This window comes from Aliterella sp. E5.1, from assembly GCF_057473825.1.
In genome coordinates this window covers 45877-67352 of the sequence record NZ_JBYCCV010000004.1, presented here as the reverse complement: position 1 = coordinate 67352, position 21476 = coordinate 45877, and the positions used below count along the sequence as shown (strand labels likewise).

16 protein-coding genes and 1 pseudogene are annotated in these 21476 nt (G+C 40.1%); 12 read left to right on the top strand and 5 right to left on the bottom strand.

Translation table 11 applies throughout. From position 1 onward, the window contains the following. Positions 1–587: 587 nt before the first annotated feature. On the bottom strand, positions 588–908 hold the full coding sequence (locus AC2VE5_RS02795; RefSeq protein WP_486886261.1) for a hypothetical protein: 321 nt from the start codon (positions 906–908) through the stop codon (positions 588–590). Between the two features lie 869 nt (positions 909–1777). Next, positions 1778–5089 (bottom strand): protein DpdE, encoded by a 3312-nt coding sequence (dpdE, locus tag AC2VE5_RS02790; protein ID WP_486886260.1) that lies wholly within the window; start codon positions 5087–5089, stop codon positions 1778–1780. 305 nt (positions 5090–5394) lie between these two features. Between dpdE and AC2VE5_RS02785 the strand changes: the two genes are divergently transcribed. Next, on the top strand, positions 5395–6021 hold the full coding sequence (locus AC2VE5_RS02785) for a hypothetical protein (protein WP_486886259.1): 627 nt from the start codon (positions 5395–5397) through the stop codon (positions 6019–6021). A 150-nt stretch (positions 6022–6171) separates the two neighbouring features. Here the strand turns inward: AC2VE5_RS02785 and AC2VE5_RS02780 are convergent, their stop codons facing one another. Both AC2VE5_RS02780 and AC2VE5_RS02775 read right to left on the bottom strand, forming a co-directional pair. Beyond that, positions 6172–6999: a metallophosphoesterase gene (locus tag AC2VE5_RS02780; protein ID WP_486886258.1), complete on the bottom strand. Its 828-nt coding sequence runs from the start codon at positions 6997–6999 to the stop codon at positions 6172–6174. Between the two features lie 48 nt (positions 7000–7047). Further along, positions 7048–8511: a dihydrolipoyl dehydrogenase family protein gene (locus tag AC2VE5_RS02775; protein WP_486886257.1), complete on the bottom strand. Its 1464-nt coding sequence runs from the start codon at positions 8509–8511 to the stop codon at positions 7048–7050. A gap of 225 nt (positions 8512–8736) precedes the next feature. On the opposite strand from AC2VE5_RS02775, the gene AC2VE5_RS02770 reads away from it, so the two are divergent. The 4 genes and pseudogenes from AC2VE5_RS02770 to AC2VE5_RS02755 all read left to right on the top strand — a co-directional run bounded on the left by AC2VE5_RS02770 (position 8737) and on the right by AC2VE5_RS02755 (position 12475). Further along, complete coding sequence (locus AC2VE5_RS02770) at positions 8737–9657, top strand: endonuclease/exonuclease/phosphatase family protein (RefSeq protein ID WP_486886256.1); 921 nt, start codon at positions 8737–8739, stop codon at positions 9655–9657. A 184-nt stretch (positions 9658–9841) separates the two neighbouring features. Next, positions 9842–11014 (top strand): annotated as a pseudogene (locus AC2VE5_RS02765) (GmrSD restriction endonuclease domain-containing protein). A gap of 21 nt (positions 11015–11035) precedes the next feature. After that, positions 11036–12076, top strand: a complete 1041-nt coding sequence (locus AC2VE5_RS02760) for an MAE_28990/MAE_18760 family HEPN-like nuclease (protein WP_486886255.1) — start codon at positions 11036–11038, stop codon at positions 12074–12076. 129 nt (positions 12077–12205) lie between these two features. Beyond that, complete coding sequence (locus AC2VE5_RS02755; RefSeq protein WP_486886254.1) at positions 12206–12475, top strand: SemiSWEET family sugar transporter; 270 nt, start codon at positions 12206–12208, stop codon at positions 12473–12475. Positions 12476–12495: 20 nt separating this feature from the next. Here AC2VE5_RS02755 and AC2VE5_RS02750 read toward each other — a convergent pair whose 3' ends face one another. Beyond that, entirely contained in the window at positions 12496–12807 is a 312-nt protein-coding gene (locus tag AC2VE5_RS02750) for a TMEM14 family protein (protein ID WP_486886315.1), read from the bottom strand. A gap of 148 nt (positions 12808–12955) precedes the next feature. Between AC2VE5_RS02750 and AC2VE5_RS02745 the strand changes: the two genes are divergently transcribed. From AC2VE5_RS02745 to AC2VE5_RS02715, 7 genes are all read left to right on the top strand, one after another. Continuing rightward, positions 12956–14254 carry an ATP-binding protein gene (locus AC2VE5_RS02745; protein WP_486886253.1) on the top strand — a complete coding sequence of 433 codons (1299 nt, stop codon included), beginning with the start codon at positions 12956–12958 and terminating at the stop codon, positions 14252–14254. Between the two features lie 125 nt (positions 14255–14379). Further along, complete coding sequence (locus AC2VE5_RS02740; protein WP_486886252.1) at positions 14380–15525, top strand: tellurite resistance TerB C-terminal domain-containing protein; 1146 nt, start codon at positions 14380–14382, stop codon at positions 15523–15525. Then, positions 15526–16848 carry an ATP-binding protein gene (locus AC2VE5_RS02735; RefSeq protein WP_486886251.1) on the top strand — a complete coding sequence of 441 codons (1323 nt, stop codon included), beginning with the start codon at positions 15526–15528 and terminating at the stop codon, positions 16846–16848. It abuts the gene before it with no gap. Next, on the top strand, positions 16845–19025 hold the full coding sequence (locus AC2VE5_RS02730) for a DEAD/DEAH box helicase (RefSeq protein ID WP_486886250.1): 2181 nt from the start codon (positions 16845–16847) through the stop codon (positions 19023–19025). Before AC2VE5_RS02735 ends, AC2VE5_RS02730 begins: the two co-directional genes overlap by 4 nt. A 401-nt stretch (positions 19026–19426) precedes the next feature. Beyond that, positions 19427–20002: a TerD family protein gene (locus AC2VE5_RS02725; protein ID WP_486886249.1), complete on the top strand. Its 576-nt coding sequence runs from the start codon at positions 19427–19429 to the stop codon at positions 20000–20002. A 57-nt stretch (positions 20003–20059) separates the two neighbouring features. Then, a complete protein-coding gene (locus tag AC2VE5_RS02720) occupies positions 20060–20662 on the top strand; it encodes a TerD family protein (RefSeq protein ID WP_486886248.1) in 603 nt (200 codons plus the stop codon). Positions 20663–20776: 114 nt separating this feature from the next. Continuing rightward, the gene (locus AC2VE5_RS02715) at positions 20777–21349 is read left to right on the top strand and encodes a TerD family protein (protein WP_486886247.1); all 573 of its coding nucleotides are present in this window, start codon (positions 20777–20779) and stop codon (positions 21347–21349) included. Positions 21350–21476 lie beyond the last annotated feature (127 nt).

The following is a 21476-nucleotide window of genomic DNA, read 5'->3' as shown; positions in this document are numbered from 1 at the left end:
AAAGGAACCTGCGCCTAAAACACAAGCTCACAGGACTGCTAATGCAACAACTCTAGTAGACATTTCTTTTATGCTCCTTTTGCAGTCCGACGGCTTTGAATTGAGCGGACGGACTTGCATTTTGATGCAAAACTGGTCGTGTAAGCCTCCGTTCCGCTCCAATGAGTAGTTAGCACTAATGCAGTGAAGCAATGAACCATTGAAGCTATTGTACCGTTAATGTGATGTATTTTGGCTGCTGAGTGAAGGGCGGTCGCCCCACCAACCCGGAAACAAAACCCCACAACCGCAGTCCAAAAAATGCACCACTTACACTCAGAAATATAGCCAAAAATGGGCTGACTAAAAAACTAGAAACCTCGGGCGGGTTCTAATTGCTCGGCTCACAGGCGTTCAGATCCCTAAAAAGAAAACAATGGTCGTGTGGATCGGATGTCCGGTGCAGCCAATTCATAGACAATAGCAGTACTATAATTGGACATTTCCGCATCATAGCCGAATCGCCCCAAGCCAAACTACTCTGTAACAGAAAACATAACCCTTACTGCACTGCCATAACATCGGTCGATCTTCAAAGCTTCAAGTTCCTAGGATTGAATACCTACCAGATAACAACTATCGCCTTTTTTTTCCAGCAACAATGTTGCTTTTTGCTGATTATCTTCTGACCCAATTCCTGATACAGGCACCTCAGCTTTATCACCTTCGACTACAGCCTCCCCATCAACTTTTACTGTAGAGTAGCCCTGAGAAAAAATATCCTGTATGCTCTTATTTTGCTGCGACATTGTGCAGACAGATTTAGAGAGTGCATCACTTTTCGGCAAACACAAACTTTCAAGTGACTTGTAATTCTTTATGGTGGCTGCATCAGCTATTACCTTAACCAAGGCTTCTGGACTATTCACGGCAGCAGTAGCTATTGTACACATCATGCCACTCATTAAAAAAGCTAAGGAAGTGCAGAAACAGCAATAATTTTTAGTCTAGTCAATGCTTTCATACGTAACGCAGCCAAAATTGATTCAATTAAAGTAGTTAGTTTCTAAGAGAAAAAAGAAGTCAGCGTACCAAGTAAACGCACCTTAAACCTAGAAAAACCGCTGGTGTAATATAATTCATAATTATCAGTTGAATTTTTTATTTGCTTGGTCAAAAAGAAGTATGACCGCAAGCTTACCCATACTCTAGCTGTAACTACAGCAGCTAACCATAGCCCTATAATTAGTGCAGGCAAAACAAAAAAAATATACTGGTACATATGCATTTCAAGCTAATCAGGAATAAAATTGATGCAATCATAACATTAAAAATCTAGCAAAAGTGTCAGAGGGAGGATGACCTGAAGGGGGCATCCCACTCTGAAACATCTGGGTTATTTGTCACAAATTTAATTATTCTTACGATACAGACAAGCTGATGAGGTAGGTGCGAGACGGTCTAACTACTTAGTTATACTGGAACTTTCCATATAATATTTTAACAAAATAATATTTTAACAAATCACAGTTTATAAGCATCATAGTCAGTTTTGCATATAGTATGCAGAAATTTTCTATATAACATCCATATTTGGAGATTAACCAAAAGTTTTCCGTATATCCACCCTGTAAGAGATATTATACGGAAAACTACTTATATCCCTTGATATCCTGCCAACATGGAGATAATTTCGGCGGCAGTTAAGCCACGATCGCCAATAACACAAGTTAATGTTGCAATATCACCAATATATCCTCAGTTTGAATGAAGTCTTGGAGTGCTTGAAAGGAGTTACTCACCAGTTAATCTCCTCCTTTTCCCCCGCAGGCGATCGCCCAGAAACGATTATAAAGCCCACCGAATCAAGTTTGAGGCGGGGGCGGTTTATTCCTTGCAGTAAGGCTTGACTAATCGTGCTTTCGGTTGAAAGTTCCTCAGCTAATAAAGAAGAATTAGTATTTGCTTCAGATAAGCGGTGGAGGCGCAATTGAAGTTGGTTGATGCGGTTATCTAGTTTTGAAGCCGCAGTTTTGGCGCAATGCTCGCATAGTTCAATGAAACTTGGGCGATCGCGTAACAATTTTTCTGAAGTTTTCCGCGCTAGGTTACAGAAGTTAGACCATTTACCCGGATCTATAAATTCATCCAGAATTGACAAGCGGTTTTTAGCTAAGTTGTAGTCGCGGTAATCGTTGCCTTTGCCATAATAAGGACGTTGGAGAATATTTATTATTCCCAGATCCTCCACAATATTCATGCGAGCATCTACAAAAATAGTCTCTAATTTGGGTGGAAACAACGCATCTGCTCGTCGTCTGAGTGTTTTAATCTCTAATTTATTAAGAGCGGCATCTTTAGCAAAACTTAGATCGGCTTCCACCGTATAATCGAAGCGAAACCCCAGCCATTCCATGCCTTCGCCAGCGTCCCAAGCTTTATCGTGTCGCCACATCGCAAAGGCTTGTCCGCGATCGTCCCAATACATATAAGAAGCTAATGCTTCCATTAGTCCTTCACCAATACGGTATAGCTCGATCCCTGAATGTTTGTTTGCTAACCTGCGATCGTAAGTTCCAGGTTTTCGAGCATGAGCAGAAAAGCGATCAATTAATTCGTTAGCGGGAACTAGAGTGCGATCGCTTGGCTTGTATTCACAAACTCCTGCTAAATCGGGATTATCGACTTTGAGAAAATGTAAGGCACTACAAAGCCAGCTTTCTGTAGCTTTTTGCAATTTTTGATGGTGATCGTCGTAGGTTTCTAATTCTTGAAAATATGAAAGCGCATTCTCATCGGCAGCATCAATATCATCTAAAACATTTTGTTCGCTAATTTGTACTTGTTCTATTTCAATTTCTGTTTGAATTTGGGGAATTGCTTCTATTAGTCCCGTAGCTCCAGAATTAAACAAGATATTTTCTAATTTTGGTAACTTTTCATCAACATAAAATTGTAAGCTGGCAATCGATTGAGTAAATATCCCCAATCCTGTTTTTAGCAACTCATACCAAGCCTGATGAGGACTATCGGGCAAATCTACCCCTGCTAGTAACCAAGAATTGATTGCTACTTTGCCGCCAATACGGTCAATTCTTCCCAATCTTTGTTCTAGGCGATTCGGCGACCAAGGTAAGTCAAAATGAATTAATCCGTCAGCAAATTGTAAGTTGCGTCCTTCTTCTCCAGAAAAATCGCTAACTAGGATAAAACAACTAGGATCGCTTTTAAATCGGTTGATATTATGTTCAGTTTGTTCTCTTGATGCGCCAAATTGATGAACTGCGATCGCATTTTCACCAAAAGTCTGCACCAAATAGTGCTTAAGTTCCGCACAAGTCTGCACAAAGCTTGTAAATACAATTATTTTCGGTAAAACTTCGCTATTTATTGGTCTATCGAGTCTTTTTTGAACTTCCTCCAATAACTTAGTAATATTTCCTTTGTAAGACTGGAGTTTGAGAACTTCCGCAAGGTGGTAAAGCAAGACAGTTTGCAATAATTTCAGGCGATCGCCGTCTTCTGATGGTTGTTGCAACTTGTTGAGTAGAGCTTGCAAAATCTCCGCTTCTCCTGAAAACTTAGGAGTCTCAACTAAGAGGCGCACATCTTCCGTACCAAACTCTTTAACTAAATCTGCATTAGATACGCTATTTAAACGAGCCGTAACCACTGCTTTTAAAACCCCCAACCAAGTCCCGGCGGCGCGAAACAATAGTAAGAAAACACGACTATATTGTTCGCTTGGCGCAACAGTTCGCCATTCTTCTAGTAGTTCGTGAATTTGATAGGTGCGATCGTCTAAGTCATATTCCGTTTTAGGTATGGCATTGCGGTCAAAAATTACATCTTCAACAGTAGCGCGGCGGTTACGCAGCATCCGGCGGTGTAGCCGATAGGTATCGCTAATATGGTTGCGAATTACCTGCACTATTTTATCTAGCTCACTAGCAGATGCTTTTTGCTCTAAGCTTTGCTGCAACTGGCGAAGAAGATTTAGTAAATAGGTATCATCAGGAAAAAGACTTTGCAACTTGCCGAGATTTTTGGTTAAAACAAATGGTTTTGCACCCGCTTTAAAAGCAAGCAGCACTCTACCAATTTCCTGACGCTTAAGCACTTTGGCTTGAAAGCCTGCTAAATCGTCAAGCTTATAAGTCGTAGGATCGAGCAGATGCAGCATTGCTAAAAAATTTTGCTCGTGGTTTAAAACAGGGGTTGCAGATAATAGCAGCAGGCGATCGCACTTATGAGCAAGTTGTTTACAAACATCGAAACACTCTTGCTGCTCATAATTAGAAGAATTAGCCATCGCTGCAATGTGGTGTGCTTCATCCAAAATCAGAAAGCCAATATCTTTACGTTTAATTTGATCCCAATCTTCTACCGCAATTATCTGTACTCGTTTGGAAAAGTTGGAGAGATAAAACTTACTTTCTAATTCTTGCTGCCACTGGGCTAGAAGATATTGCGGAACTACGATTAGCGCTTGTTTGCGAGGCTCGTCAAGCAGGTATTGCCGCAAAATAGCTCCCGCTTCAATCGTCTTTCCAAGTCCCACTTCGTCCGCTAATAGGTAGCGCCCAATGGGGTCTTCAAGTACGCGCCGGACTACTTCTACTTGATGGGGATAAAGGGCGATATTTGCCGAAATAAGTCCTGTCATCCCACGACTAACAGCACGTTGTTGCAGGAGACATTGAACGAAACGCGATCTCTTGCTATGAAAGTAAGGCGTTTCGTGACCCTTCATCGCTAATATTTCGATTGGATCTGCAATCGGGCGATCGCAACGCACGTAAATTTCTTGCTCTGTCGCTAATATGGTTTGGCGATCGGGCAAATCGATTTGATACTCATAGTTATCCCCTGCGTAAACTCTGCCAATCGTCCAGGTTTCTTTGTCTTCCAAATAGAGGTAGCACCGTGTTTGCTTTTGGAGCCTAACTCTAGCGAGCGAATCTATAGGTGAGGTTTTGCTTCTGCGTTGCCCTACGGAGTAAAAATACTCAACAACAGCACTATTAGGAGCTATTTCAATAACTTTTCCAATTCCTAGCGATAGGTTGCGCGATCGCACCAAACAACCAAGCTCGATAGCATTACTCATATAACGGGCTGTTAATTAATATTTTCTCTATCTATAAGGTTCCCTCAATAAATAAAAAACTACCAACTTGGCTTATTTCTCTGGGCTGAGATTAAAGATATAAATTTTAAAAATTTGGCGATCGCAATCAGTCCTTAGATAGACGATCGAATCCCATCTGTAGATAGAGCCGTTTAGGCATCGCAAAAGCTATGCTAATAACAACTAAAGCTCAAGTAGCAAATAAGACACAAAAATACGAAGCAAGTATTTTTACAAACTGCTAATAATCCGTCAATTTTAACCACCAAGGAAGTTTTATAAACATGGCTAACCTAAACGATCCTCAAAATCACGGTCGTGAAGTACGTAAAGAAACATACAGCGATGCTGATGGTCACACTAACGTCACCAAAACTACTGATACTGTAAATGGCGCTAATACCTATAACAATGGTGATGCGTTAGTTGCCCGCGATAATGAAAATGCTGGACGCGGTTTATTAATTGGTATTTTGTTGGCATCCTTGGCAGCTTTAACGGCTGGTGCGGTATGGTTTGCAAACCAAAGCAATGATGTTAATCCCGTGACTCCGGTAGTAGTTCCTGTTCCCAATAGAGCCGATCCTAGCCCCGTTCCTGAAACTAAAACAGAAACTACAATTATCGAAAAAACTAGAGATGTCTTAGTTCCTGTTCCTCAGCAACAGACTTCTCCCGCACCTCAACCATCTGCTGCTGCTCCAGAGCAGAACGTGAATATTACCGTTCCTCCAGTTACACCCCCATCCCCAGCCGCAGAACAAGCCCCCGCAGCTGAAACTGCACCACCCAAGAGCGATACCTCTAGTAGTCCAGATATGCAAAGTACGACTCCAGCCGAAAATAGTGCTGATAGTACAACTCCATCCGAAAATAGTACCGATGCTCCGGCTACAAATGGCTCTAACTAAAGCTTAATAATAAGTTAAATAGTTGTTGAAGTCCTCTCTAAATTTAGAGGGGACTTTTGAATTAAGAACTTTGATCAAAAATTGCAAAAACCGCCGAATTGCTACTTAATTTTTCAATAGTAGGAGCTACGACGGGTTAATAGTTTGCCCCTAAATCAGCGTAATAATCGTAACTTCTGGCGGACAAAACAAACGTCCTGGTAAATAAGTTCCCAATCCTCGATTTACGTACAGTTGATTGGTTCCGACTTGGTGATAGCCTTGCGCCCATTCCCAATGACGGACTACTTTAGCACAATCTTTTTGCATAAATGGTATTCGACGACGCGCAGACTTAGAAAGCTTGCGCCGAAAGTTTTTGTATAGAGTCACCGCCGGACCAATACCAGGAAGCATAATTTGACCTCCGTGAGTATGACCGGATAATTGCAAATCTACGCGCCATTTTTTCAATAATTTTGCCGTATCGGGGTTGTGCGATAAAACAATCCGGGGTGTATCAGCGTCTAATCGGCTCATGACTGGCTTGATGTCAAACTCTTTCGACCAATAATCAGCCAATCCCACAATCGGTAATCGTTGCCCTAGGGGGTAAGCAATTTGATTCCACAGCACATGAATACCAACGCTAGTTAGCGCCTGAGTAATTTCGGCTTTAGAGTTGCGGTGATAGAGATCGTGATTACCTAGTACCGCATATATACCAGAACGGCTTTGCAGATGTTTGAGCCGCAGTACCAATTGATGAATAGGCGCGGGATCGTCTGTTACATAGTCGCCAGTCAAGACAATTAAATCGGGTTCGGCTTCATTAGCAACCGAAATTGCTTGATTCAACATTTTTTCCGACAGCCGCAAACCGTCATAGTGCAAATCTGACAGTTGTACTAGCTTCGTACCTTGCAATGACATAGGCAGATTTGCGATCGCCACGGTCAATTTTTCGCTGCTCAACGCTCCTGATAATATCCGGTGCATAAAGGCTAACTTTACTCCTCTACCGTAGCGATTCTAGCTTACCAAAACTTAGCCAAATGCTCGTAGTAACTGAAACACCTTTGTTAATAATTTTTGGAGTCTGGGGCTTTTTTCATAGTTTTGCTGAGTGAGGGCAAAGGCTGCGTTGCTATTTAACTCTGCCAATGTAGGGTAAATGTGAATGCCGCTCAGGGCGGATATTTTTAGGTTATGGGACATAGCTAAAACAATTTCATGTATCAATTCCCCCGCCGACTCTCCAACCAAGTGAGCGCCCAGAATTTGACCGTTGCGCCGGACAATAATCTTGGCAAATCCTATAGTTGCAGCTTCAGCCTGAGCGCGGTCTACATCAGCATATTCTTGTTTAACTACTTGCACGTCATCCCCGTAGCGTGATCGCGCTTGTTGCTCCGTCAATCCCACCCGCGCCAGTTCTGGGTCGGTAAATGTTGCCCAGGGAATTACGCGGTAGTCAGCCTTAATTAAGGGTAAAAACAGGGCATTTTTTAAGACAATATTAGCTTCGTAACTAGCGACATGAGTAAATTGGTAGCCACCAGTAACATCACCACAAGCATAAATGCGGGGGTTAGTAGTTTGAAGGAGGGCATTGACGCGGATACCTTTTTCACTGCCAGAACTGCTATGACCAGACTCACCCTTTTGTCGCATCTTTACCCCTGCCGCCGACAAATTTAGCGATTCAACATTAGGTTGTCTTCCCGTCGCCACTAATATTTGCTCTACTTCTGCTATTTTTTCTCCTGCTGCCCACAGCACCTTCTTACCATTAATAACTTCTACTCGTTCGACTCGCGTTTTAGTAAGGACGCGGATATTTTCGGTCGCAAATTGATTCGCAACTACTTGAGCAACTTCGGGGTCTTCTTTGGATAAAAGTCCACTTTTTCCGGCAACAATAGTAACTTCCGAACCTAGTCTAGAAAAAGCTTGCCCCAATTCGCAACCGATAGGCCCGCCGCCAATGATAGCTAGGGTTTCTGGACGCTCAGTAATCGAAAAAACTTCCTCATTGGTAATATATCCTACTTCCTCAAGCCCAGCAACAGAGGGAATAGCAGGTCTTGAGCCTGTAGAAATTACAAAGGCTCTAGCTTTAATACTTCTGCCATTAATTTTAAAAGTATGACGATCTATAAATTCCCCGTCGCCAAAAATCACCTCTGCGCCCAAATCTTCAAAGCGTTTGGGAGAATCGTGGGGTTCAATATTTGAAATAACATTTTGGACGTGAGCGATCGCTTTACTAAAATCAATAGATATATTTTCGCTATAAATGCCGAACTTTCCGGCGTTTTTTACTTGATAAGCCAAACGAGAAGCATGAATCAAAGATTTACTTGGAACGCAACCGTACCACAAGCAATCGCCGCCCAAACGATCCTTTTCAATTAGCGCTACCTTAGCATTGAGCGCGGCGGCGACCCCTGCAACCACCAAGCCACCAGAACCGCCACCAATAACTACCAAATCGTATTCAACCGCCATAATTATCACCACCTAGCACTATCTCTATTCCTAGCTTATTAGCCGTGGGATTGGATGAAACTACTGCCTAGGGTCGGAACTCTTCCCAAGTATTAGTCTTACCTTAAGGTTTATTTATTGTTCATTTAAAGAGCTTGCGGTAATTTTGTCGGTTAAAGCCTTAGTTAGTGATTTATGCAAAGCAATAGACCGAATCGGAACTCTCCTCAAAGAAATACTCCGATCTTGAATGACAATATTTCTCGGCTGCTAAGGAGTGGAGATTTTGTCCCTAAAGAATTTGAAGGTAGCGATCGCTTTTTAGACATAATTTCCTGGAACATCAAGTTTTTCAACGACAGAGATCCCAAACGCGTTGAAAATATCCGTATCATTATGCAGGAGTTAAATGCTGATATTTTTGTGCTACAAGAGATTGAAGATGGCGCTCTTGATGTCATTGCAGATATGCTGACGACCTCCGGCGCTGGACTGTATAAGACTGCTTACGGAACAACAGGCGGCGATCAAAGAGTTGCCTTTGTGTACGATATGGAGTGGGTGAAAGCCTCCACAGATATAGAAGAACTTTTTGCTACCGAGGACTTAATGGTGCAAGTTGGCGATACAGAAAAAGTAGTATTTCCAAGATTACCGCTATCTGCAACTTTTACCGCCTACAAAGAAGAAGAACCTTTTGATTTCAACTTGGTAGGAGTACATCTAAAGTCTCAACGTGGTGGCGGTCAAGAACAACGCGCCGCCGCCGCCAATCGTTTGGCTAATTGGATACAAGACGAGGCTACAGACGAAGATGTAATCATTGCTGGAGATTGGAACGCTCCCCCCGAAAGACCCGAATGGGAACCATTGCGGCAAATGGAAGCCGAGGGAGAGCTTAAGTTTATTAGCTTTAATAAAAGCGGGGAAACTGTAGAACCAAGCTACTTATCGGTAGGTAACAGGCGATCGCGTTTAGACTTGATTGTGGTTTCTTCTAGCGTTCCCCAAGCCGATATTCAACAAACAGCTAGGGTAGTAGATTGGAATGTTTTACTAGAAAAAGGTAGTTCGGCGCAAACAAAAGCAACATTAGAAAGTTTAATTGAAAATATTAGCGATCACCTGCCCGTATTAGCTCGGTTCTATTTTAGCGATACAGATTGAAGATTTTGGAATTGCGATCGCCTTCTATCAATAATCTTAATTTTCACCCACAGCCAAGAAAAACCTTGCCTGGTAATGTCATGAGCTAAGAATAACAAAATTTTTTCTTCTTAAGGAAGCGTTAGGCTATATTCAGCAAAGCTATCCATATTTCATCATGCCATCTTTAAGGAGGATGTAGCTAATGCAACTTGCGCCAGCAGAAGAAAAGATGTGGGAAAAATCAGCCTCAAAAAGTCGCCTTAGTCGAATGACTGATGCTCAAATTAACACTAAGTACGAGAGCGGAGAACAAAGAATACTCACTGAAATGAACCGCGAAAAGCTGCCAAGCTTTGTGGAAGCCTTAAATAAGCCTGGTTACATGGATGTGCAACCTTTTTATCAGAGAAGACCGCGTTGGGATGCAAAGATGCAGTCACGACTCATAGAGTCTTTTCTAGTTAACATTCCTGTACCTTCAGTTATTCTCTATGAAAAAGATTATAATTCCTATGAAGTAATGGACGGACAACAAAGAATTACAGCTATTCGTGATTTTTATGAAAATAAATTAAAACTAACTGGGCTAGAACTTTGGCCAGAACTTAATGGATATACTTACAATACACTTCCTACAAAAATTAAGTCAGGTATTGACCGCCGTTCAATATCAACTATAGTGCTAATTACAGAATCAACATCCGATCCTGAAGAAGCGTTTTTCTTAAAATAGATTGCTTTTGAACGTCTTAATACTGGCGGGGTAAAACTAAGTCCGCAAGAGGTAAGAAACTGTGTGTATTACGGTAAGTTTAGCAAAATATTACCTGAGTTAGCAGGCAATATTATATTCGCCGAGGCTTGGGGAATTCCAATAAGCGATCATGAACAACTCATGAACAATAACTTATATAAAAAGATGGAAGATGCTGAATTAGTCCTTCGCTTCTTCGCATTACGCCATGTAGATGATTTTCGTAAAGGAATGGAAGGATTTTTTAATCTATACATGATGAATAGCTTAGAATTTTCTGATGAAGATATCGAAATTCTTAAAGATATTTTTATTAAAACTATAAACTTAGCTCACCAAATTTATAAAGAAAATTTATTCAAACCTTTTAATCCAGAGGCTACCACTTGGGAGAAAAACGCTTACAAAGCATATTACGATGCTGTTATGGTTGGATTTAGCAGGCATTTAGCGGATGCAGAGGTTTTAGTTAAGCGTAGGTCAAGAATAATTGAAGAAACAAAGAAGCTTTTTAGAACAGACAAATCAAAGCTTTTTACAGGTGCTGGGAGAACTAAAGCTGATATCCAAGAGCGAATAAAATTGTTTGACGATATGCTGTCCCAAGCTATCGCAGAGTAGACAACGATGTTTCAAAAGCTGTTGGGAACAGTTAAAGTAAATATTTCTACTACCCGTTCTATTATTAAGACTAACGAAAGCCTAAGAAAAATCGCATTTGAAACAAGAGTCATTACTAAACGCAAAAATAAAGAATGTGAAAAACTATTTAACGCACTAATGCACGACCTTCCTAAAGCAAGGGAATGGCGAGTTTACGACCACTGTGCTGTAGTAACCCAGTTATATGCTATCTATGAACGCTTTGTTGAGGATTTAATTACCTACTGGCTAGGAAATTTGCCAGCTTTGTTTCCTTGTTATTCAGATTTAGAAGAAAGAATCCGTAATAATCACAAGACTGGAGTAGGGCGTTTACTCATTGACTTGAAGAAAACTAGGTATAACCACCTTTCTAACGAGGAAGTTATACGCGGTTTTTTTTATGGAGTTACTGGAAAAGAGCATTATGAGTTATTGGCAGATGCGTTTCTCTTCCACGAACAAAACTTGCGTAAGGAAATTTTAGAGAAATTGTTAGCTGATGCAGGTATAAATAATGCATGGAGTTGGGTAGACAAACATAGATCGGTAAAAAACTTTGTAGAGGAGATTCGCGGAAATCAAAATACTGCGGAAGGAGAACTCAGCGAACTAATTAGCTATCGCAACGATGCAGCACATGATGGAGCATCTATAGACGACTTTCTAGGTTCCAATGCACTGCTGGAATTGTGCGACTTTGTAGAAAGTTTATGTCAAGCGCTTGCTGAGTTAGTTACTTTTCAGCTTATTGAATGCAAAGAATCAGTAGGTCAAATAAGATCAATTGGAGAACTTACAGAATGGTTTAAAAGGAACAAAGCTGGGGTAGCGAAGATTGATGATATAAGCACCTTATTAGTTGGCAATAGCCTATATTTAGTTGGAGAGGATAGTTCTTGCTGTCAGTTAGCTAATATTGAAAGCATTCAGATAAATAACGTTTCAGTTGCTGAAGTGCAAACAACTATTGGCATGGAACTAGGCTTGAAGTTTGATATAAATGCGAGAAAAGGTCTACGCTTGTATATCCTTGAGTAAATAATTTTTAGTATAAAAGCATACCTAACTGAGTCAAAGTGCGAGCGCTCTTTACTCCACACAAAAACCATTGTTGAAATTTTTGTGCCACACTTGGGCAGTATAAATAAAACTACCAAGTAAAACACAATGGACAGCAATCTTACAACTACTTTAGGTCTAGTTGCTGGCGTACTGACTACAATCGCTTATTTACCCCAACTAATCAAAACCTGGCAGTCAAAATCCGCCGATGACTTGTCTTGGAGTATGTTAATTATTCTGTGTGCTGGGATTATTTTGTGGCTGGTGTACGGCTTCTCTGTCCGCGATATCCCCATTGTGGCGGCAAATATTGTAACTTTTGTACTTGCCTCGATAATTTTAGTTTTAAAGATTCGCTACAAGCAAGAGGCGTAATACTAACTGATTAGAAGATTTTATATTAGTTGGGATACCATTAGTCCCAGGGATACTACACCTAATAGGCTCATCAACCCCGCAGGCATAAATTTACGAGTTTTAACAAGTCGGATTGCAAACACAATTACTAGCACTGACGTTATTACCGTTGCCAAAATTAGCCCCGCCTCTTGTCCTTGTAACTGCATAACTCCGGCTATTATTAGCAATAAGCCGCTTACAATGCCGGAAATGAGAGAGGCTTTGCTTTGCGCTTGCACGTAACCAATGATGCCCCCGACAAGTGCTAGGATACCGTAGGCGATCGCAGTAATAATACCTATCATTATTTTGCTGTTTAACTATCTCTTTTATCTAACTACAAATACTTGTTTACATAGTTGCGATCGCTTTCTAGTTAATAAAACTATTTATACGCTATTGAGTAGTTAACTTCTAAGGACATCGCTGTTACGATAGCCTAAAATCAACCTACCTATGGATTTATCAATTCAATTACTGCGCCGTTGCTGCGCGTCTTTACTGCTATATCAATCTGTTTTAAATAATCCTGTCGGTAAGTCGTTTATCGATTTGTTGCAAGCATTGCAGCAAATCGAACTAATGCAAGCTATGCGTCACGGCGAAATCGATGAAATTGCTTGCATTGAAGCTTATGCTACATGGTTTAAGGCGACTGCTCAAACTAACCAAAGTTGGCAAGATTTTTTAATTACTCAAATTCTACTGGATAATAATCCTTTCTCTAAACAAGTACAACAAACCGATTTAGCTAATTTATCACCAGCCTTAATCGCCGCTACTAGGCATGATTTGCAATCAATGCAGATACTCTATCAGTGTAGTGGAGACTTGCTCTGCGAGTGGGTGCGATCGGCTACTAATGTTGCTCCGGTTGCTTGGTACTATGAAACAGCAGAAACAACGCCGATGCAAACCAAGTTACAACAGTTAGATAATTGGGCTGATGGTTTGGAAGATTTAGCCGCCTACTATCAGCAATATGGTACGGGTTTATTTGCTCAATTCCAAGCTTTACGCTGGCAATCGGAGCAACTTGTGGGTATAAATACACCCGATCCCGTGCAAGTAGAGCAACTTGCGGGTTACGAGTACCAGCGCGACGCTTTGTTTAAAAATACAGAGTTTTTACTTGCAGGTTATCCAGCTTTGCACGTATTACTCTACGGTAGTCGCGGTACAGGCAAATCATCCTTAGTCAAAGGATTGCTGCATAAATATCAAAGTCGCCAACTGCGGATAATTGAAGTTGCAAAATCTGACTTGCAAGCATTACCAACAATTTTGGAACAGTTGCGCGGCGCAGTGCAGAAGTTCATTATCTTTGTAGACGATTTATCATTTGAGGAAGATGATGATGCTTTTAAGGCTCTAAAAGTGGTGCTGGAGGGCAATTTAACTGCCCGTCCCCAAAATGTAGTTGTCTATGCTACCTCTAATCGGCGACACTTAATTAGAGAGTTTTTTGACGATCGCCCAACTCCCAGTAATAGCGATGAAGTCCATGCTTGGGATACAGTGCAGGAAAAACTATCTTTTAGCGATCGCTTTGGTTTAACTCTAACTTTTGAAAGCGCCGATCAAAAAACCTACTTAAAAATTGTTCATCATTTAGCCGCCCAAGCTAACATTACTCTAAGTTTTGAAGACTTGGAATATCAGGCTTTGCAGTGGGCAACTCGTCATAATGGGCGTTCGGGAAGAACTGCAAGGCAGTTTATTGACTTTGTGCAAGCAGATTTGGCAACTAGGTAGAACAATTCGCCTAAAAACAACTCGATAATGCTTATAATTGCGGCAACTATTGTTTTGGCACACGCACCTAGTAGTAAAATACTTTATCCCGCGCCTCGCCTGTATTTTCTTTACTATTATCAGTCATGGTAAAAAATCGGTTGCTTCTGGGTTCGGTTGTCTTTAGTGTCAGCTTAGTTCTAAGCTTAATTGTCAGTAGAGATATAGGAACGGCTTTAAAAACAGGTTTAATTACTATACCTGCTACATTTTTTGGTATACGTACTGTAAATCTCAAACAGCGCGATCGGCAAAAGCTAATTTTGAACGATTTACAAGCAGAGATTTACCAGTTAGAAAAGTGGCAGTTACAGTTAAATCAATCTTTGCTGGCGGCTTCCGAGCAAAAGCAACAAACCGAAACCAACGTTAATTTTCTGCAAGTACAACTGCGTCAACTATCGGAACGTACTACTGAGCAACGCAACTACCAGCAACAAATTACTCAAGAGGTGGATTTATTAGTCCAACAAAAAAGCAATCTAGAAACTACCTTCCAAGAATTACAGGCACAAGTTCAAAGCAAAGAACAACGTAAGGGTGAATTAGATCAGTCAGTGCGATCGCTAAAAAAATTAAAGCACGAAGCAGAAGCAGAATTTTACTTGTTTGAAACGCAGTTACAGGACTTGCGTAATCAAGTTACTTCCTTACATATCCAAAAACAAGATCTAGAAGATGGTGTAACTCTGCTCAATCGCCTCAAACCACAGCTAGAGGAAAAATCTCACCAGTTACAAACAGAGATTCAGCAGTTGGAAAAACAACAAGCAGAATTGAGTGAATCTTTAAGTGCAATATTCGAGCAGAAAAATACTAACCAAATTCATCTTAGTTTACTCCATCAAGAATTATTAGAATACCGAGCTAAAAATGATAAAATAAAGCAAGAACTAACTCAACTTATCGAGCAAAAACAGCATTTAGCATCCGAAAAACCTATAGACAAAGTTCCGGAAGAATGGCAAAACTTTATTTCTCATATTAGTCAATCAGAATTGCAAGTAATTGAAGCAATTATGCAGCAAAACGATCCTAGCACAACAATCAAAAAAATTGCCGAGGATAATATTACTATGCCAGAACTGTTAATTGATTCTATAAATGAATGTGCTTTAGATACTATAGGAGATTTGTTAATTGAACCGGGGAGCGATTCTATCCCTTTAGGAATTATGGAAGAATATTCAATTCAGTTAAACAAAATACTTAGCTTAAATAAAACTATATAAATGTCTAGGATTAAAATACCCAAAAGAGTTACTACAGCTTTAATCAATTCTTTAGGTGCGGGAGTAGTACCAAGAGTTGGCTTAGAGCATATTGCAGTAGGTAGAGAAAAAGAGGTTACAGCACTATTACAAGATTTAGATAATATTGGTGAAGGCGGCGGTGCATTTCGATTTATTGTCGGACGCTACGGCGCAGGTAAAAGTTTTATTTTGCAACTAATTCGTAACCATGCAATGGAACGCGGATTTGTAGTGGCGGATGCAGACTTATCGCCAGAGCGCCGTTTGGTGGGATCAAGCGGTCATGGAGTTGCAACTTATCGAGAATTGATGCAAAATCTTTCAACTAAAATTCGTCCTGATGGTAGTGCTTTAACACCAATACTAGAAGGCTGGATTAATGGCATTCAAAATCAAGTTGCTCAAGCAACAGGAATGCGTCCAAATGATGAAGGTTTTGACGATAAAGTAGAGGCAAAGATACTAGAAGCAATCAAAGAAACAGAAGGTTTGGTACATGGTTTTGCCTTTGCTACAGTAATTACTACTTATTGGCGCGGCTATCGTTTGGATGACAATGCTAAAAAAACTGCGGCTTTGCGCTGGCTAAAAGCAGATTTTGCCAACAAAATTGAAGCAAAATCAGCATTAGGAGTCAGAGATATTATTGAAGATGATAGCTGGTATGATTACATCAAAATATTAGCTAAGTTTGTTGCGGATATTGGTTACAGAGGCTTAATAATTTTATTAGATGAAGCCGTACATTTGTACAAAATAAGCCACAGCATATCGCGGCAAAATAATTATGATAAGTTGCTGGCAATATTTAATGACACAATGCAAGGTAAAGCCGAACATTTAGGTATTTATATCGGCGGAACTCCTAACTTTTTGGAAGATTCAAAGCGAGGACTTTTTAACGATTTAGCCTGGAAAAGACGGACAACAAAAAGCCGTTTTACTAAAGGCTTTCAAGACACTTCTAGTCCAGTTTTTCAGTTGGAAGCTTTAACAGAATCAGAAATATTATTGCTTTTTCAGCGGTTATCTGAAGTTCATGCCGTTCATTACAGCACAGAAAAGACGCTAACAAATGATGAATTGAAAATGTTTATGCAAGAAGTTATTAATCGTTTAGGTGCAAATGCTTTACTAACTCCCGGCGAAATAGTCCGCGATTTTGTGAGCGTTTTGAATATTTTGCAGCAAAATCAAGATTTGACTATAACTAAATTACTAAATAATTCTGGTTTCTCCCTTACTACTAATAGTAAAAGTACCAGTATAGATGATAGCGAATTTGCTGAATTTACATTATGAGCGATTCCACTTTTTCTAGACTTGCGCCGTTTATTCAAGAATATATTTACGCGCACAATTGGACAGAATTACGTCCAGTCCAAATAGAAGCTTGTAGCGCAATTTTTGATACAGATGCTCATTTACTACTGGCGGCGGGTACGGCTTCAGGAAAAACTGAAGCGGCTTTTTTACCAGTTTTGACTTTAATGCAGCAAAACCCAGTAAATACGATTGGGGTATTATATATTAGTCCAATAAAAGCATTAATTAACGATCAGTTTGCGCGGTTAAATGACTTACTAAAAGAAGCAGATATTCCGGTTTGTCATTGGCACGGCGATGTTGCACTTAGCCACAAACAAATGCTATTAAAAGATCCTAGAGGCGTATTGCAAATTACCCCAGAATCTTTAGAAAGCTTGTTAATAAATAAACACAGTCAACTAAATCGTTTGTTTGGCGAATTAAAATTTATTATTATTGATGAAGTTCATGCTTTTATGGGTTCCGAGCGTGGCTGTCAAATCATTTGTCAACTAGCACGACTATCTAAATTTATTTCTACTCCACCGCGTCGGATTGGCTTATCGGCAACTTTAGGCGATTATACTTCTGCCGCCGAGTGGTTGCAAGCTGGAACAAGTAGAGAAGTTATTACCTCTGATATTCAAGGCGGACAACGAAAGCTACACTTAGCGATAGAGCATTTTTATACGCCAGATAAAGAGGAAGAATCTCTTGCAAATCCCTATTATCAATACATTTTTGAGCGTACGAAGTCTCGCAACTGTCTAATATTTGCTAACAACCGCGCCCAAACGGAATCGGTTGTTTCTAATTTGCGCCAAATAGCCTCAAGCGTAGGGTTTCCAGACATTTATCACGTTCATCATGGGAGTATTTCGGCGAAACTGCGCCAGGATGCGGAATCGGCAATGCGCGATCGCACATCTTCTGCGGTTACGGCGGCAACTGTTACTCTAGAATTGGGCATAGATATCGGTCAATTAGAGCGCGTCATGCAACTAGAATCTCCTATCTCCGTATCGAGCTTTTTGCAGAGGTTAGGACGTTCGGGAAGGCGGGGAGAACCATCAGAGATGGGGTTTGTCTGCACGGAAAAAGAGCCTTCGGGAGAAGAAGCGCTACCCTATCAAATTCCTTGGCAATTATTGCAGGCGATCGCAATTATTCAACTTTACCTCGAAGAACGGTGGATTGAACCCATCCGTCCGTTACAGTATCCGATGAGTTTGCTGTACCACCAAACTATGAGTATTTTAGCGGCAATGGGGGAGCTTTCCCCGGCGGCGTTAGCTGGACAAGTTTTGAAATTACCAACTTTTCAAGCTATTTCTACGGATGATTTTCGCCAATTACTGAATCATTTACTAGAAATAGACCATCTTCAAAAGACAGAAAAAGGTAATTTAATTATTGGCATAAAAGGAGAAAAAATTGTTAACTCCTTCCAATTCTACGCAGTGTTTGCTGACAACAAAGAGTACAAAGTTAGAGATGAATCGATGGAAATTGGTAGTATCATTATGCCACCTCCAGGAAATAGATTTACTCTAGCAGGTAGAACTTGGGAAATATTCGATATTGAACCAAAAGCAAACACTATTTGGGTAAAACCTGTTGAAGGAATAGCGAATATTGCTTGGCGCGGTGGTAGCAGCAATATTCACACTAAAGTTTTGCAAAAAATGCAGCAAGTTTTAGCAGAAAATACAGAATATAGTTACTTGCAATCTGGCGCTAAGCAAAGATTGAAAACTGCGCGTCAGTTAGCGACAGCTACGGAGTTAGATAAGTTCAACATCTTACCAATAAAAAGCAACATTTGTTGTATTTTCCCTTGGATGGGAACTGTCGCTTATCGCACATTAGAAAGATTGCTTAATTTATATTGTCGAGACACTTTAGAAATTAAAAGTATTACTGGTGTAAGCCCGTATTTTATGCTACTTAAGGTAAGTAAAAATAAACTAGATGATACTTTTAACCAAATTTATTCGTTATGCACTCAGCAGATACCACCCCAGCAGCTAGTTAGTAGTAAAGAAGTATTAAAGCTGCAAAAATACGACCGATTTATTCCTAATCCTTTGTTGCAAAAAGCTTTTGCCTTAGATTATTTGGATACCCAAGAATTAGAGAAAAATGTCAGAACTTGGCAAACAAAAATCTAGAAAAATTACTTGCGTAACATTTATATAAACTAATCTATTGACATAAAAGCAAAAATAAGATTGGGAAATATATTTGATAATAAATTTAGACTTTACTTAAGTATTGTTACTGATGGCAGCACTACGAGCAAAAAAATAAGATAGAGCGCAGGACAAAAGTATTGAAGTATAAAGTTAAATAGCTGTAGAAGTTTTATGTATAACTCACCGTCAGCCTAACCTATACAAAATTCTATTGAATTTCTATTTATGCCAAAAGCAAAACAAATCAATAAGATAGACAATTAGGTGAGTTGTTTTCCAAAAACACTCATTCAATAACTGTAGATATTTGCAAAGATTTTTCACATCGTCAACCAACTTATGAAGTTTTTAGTTGTTATCCATAGGAAGAAAAAATCATGGCAGTTTCCCTAACTAAAGGACAACGAGTATCCTTAGAAAAAGTTGCTCCAGGTTTAACAGAAATCTTTATTGGACTAGGATGGGACATCAAAGCCACCGATACAGGGTACGACTTTGATTTAGATTCCTCGGTGTTTTTGCTAGGTAGTAACGAAAAGTTAATTTCTGACAATCACTTTGTTTTTTACAACAACCTAACAAGCCCTGATGCTGACAAATCAGTTCAACACATGGGCGACAACCTCACCGGAGTAGGTGAAGGGGATGATGAAGTTATCAAAGTAAACCTGAAAAAAGTCCCTAACGATGTTCATAAAATTGTTGTAGCTGTAACTATCCACGAAGCCCAACAACGCAGTCAAAATTTTGGTCAAATCAGAAATGCCTTTGTGCGGGTTGTCAACGCCCAGACAAAACAAGAAGCAATCCGTTATGACTTAGTTGAAGACTATTCTATTGAAACCGCCCTAATCATGGCAGAACTTTATCGTAAAGATGGCGAATGGCGGCTGAATGCGGTAGGTGCAGGCTATCAAGGCGGTTTGCAAGCCATTCTAAATCGCTATAGCTAAAACTAAGCTATTTACACTGGGTAGTCACTCTGTCAACCAATAATTAGGATAATTTACATGGCAATCAACCTCGAAAAAGGTCAACGCATTTCCCTATCTAAAGAAGCACCAGGGCTAACAAGGCTAATGTGCGGATTGGGCTGGGATGTCGCCACGCGTTCGGGCGGCGGCTTATTTGGCGCTTTTAATAATACTCAAGATTGTGACTTGGATGCTTCGGTTATTTGTTTGGACGCGGCGGGCAAAATTAGAGATAAAGCTAATGTAGTTTACTTTGGCAACTTGTCCCACAAATCGGCAGCAATTACCCACTTAGGCGACAATCTCACGGGCGCAGGCGATGGCGATGACGAGCAGATTATTGTAGATTTGGCGCGGATACCCCAAGACATTCAGAAACTGGTTTTCACCGTCAACATCTATCAGTGCAAGACTCGCAATCAAGACTTTTCCTTGATTAAAAATGCTTTTGTCCGTTTGGTCAATGCCGCCAATAATCAAGAATTGGCTAGATATAATTTGTCTGGTGCAGAATACAAAGGTATGACGGGAATGATTATGGCGGAGATTTATAATCATAATAATGAGTGGAAAATGGCAGCTATTGGTAACGGAGTCAAAGCTAATGGGTTAGAGGAACTTGTACAAACCTACGCTTAAATGTTAGGTAGAAGGTAAAACTTCTATTTATCTTTTATCTGCAAATTTGACAGCTAATGGCTAATTCCCTCCTCTAAGAAGCTACGAATCGTTGTAAATAACTAGGTAACAATCATGTCAATTAATCTCAGCAAAGGCGAAAGAATCAACTTATCCAAAGAAGCACCCAATTTAAAGAATGCCGGAATTGGCTTAGGATGGGACATCAACGCTACCGATACAGGTGCAGCTTTTGACTTAGATGCTTCTGTATTTATGTTGGGAAGTAGCGGTAAAATTCCTAATGATAAATACTTTGTATTTTACAATAACAAAGTTTCCCCCGATAGCTCTGTAAAACATGAAGGAGATAGCCTAACTGGGGAAGGTGCTGGTGATGATGAAACTGTCCAAATTGATTTGAGTAAGGTTGATCCTTCAATTCAAGAAATAGTTTTTGTCGTAACTATTCATGAAGGAGAACAAAGAAAACAAAACTTTGGGCAAGTTAGAAACTCGTACATCAGAATTTATGACAACACTACAGAAAAGGAAATCACCAAGTATGAATTAGACGAGGATGCGTCCGCAGAAACAGCAATTGAATTTGGCAAGTTGTATAAGAAAGACGGCGAATGGAGATTTCAAGCTGTTGGTGCGGGCTATAAAGCAGGCTTACAAAGCTTTGTAGATAAATACACTGGTTGATGAACTAAGAAATTGTTAAAGGGATAACTCTAGTTGTTATCCCTTTCTTGCCTATATATAGCTTTACTTTATAAACTTCTAGTAGTCCTTTTTAGATATTAGTTTAAAGCTTGAAATATAAACAAAG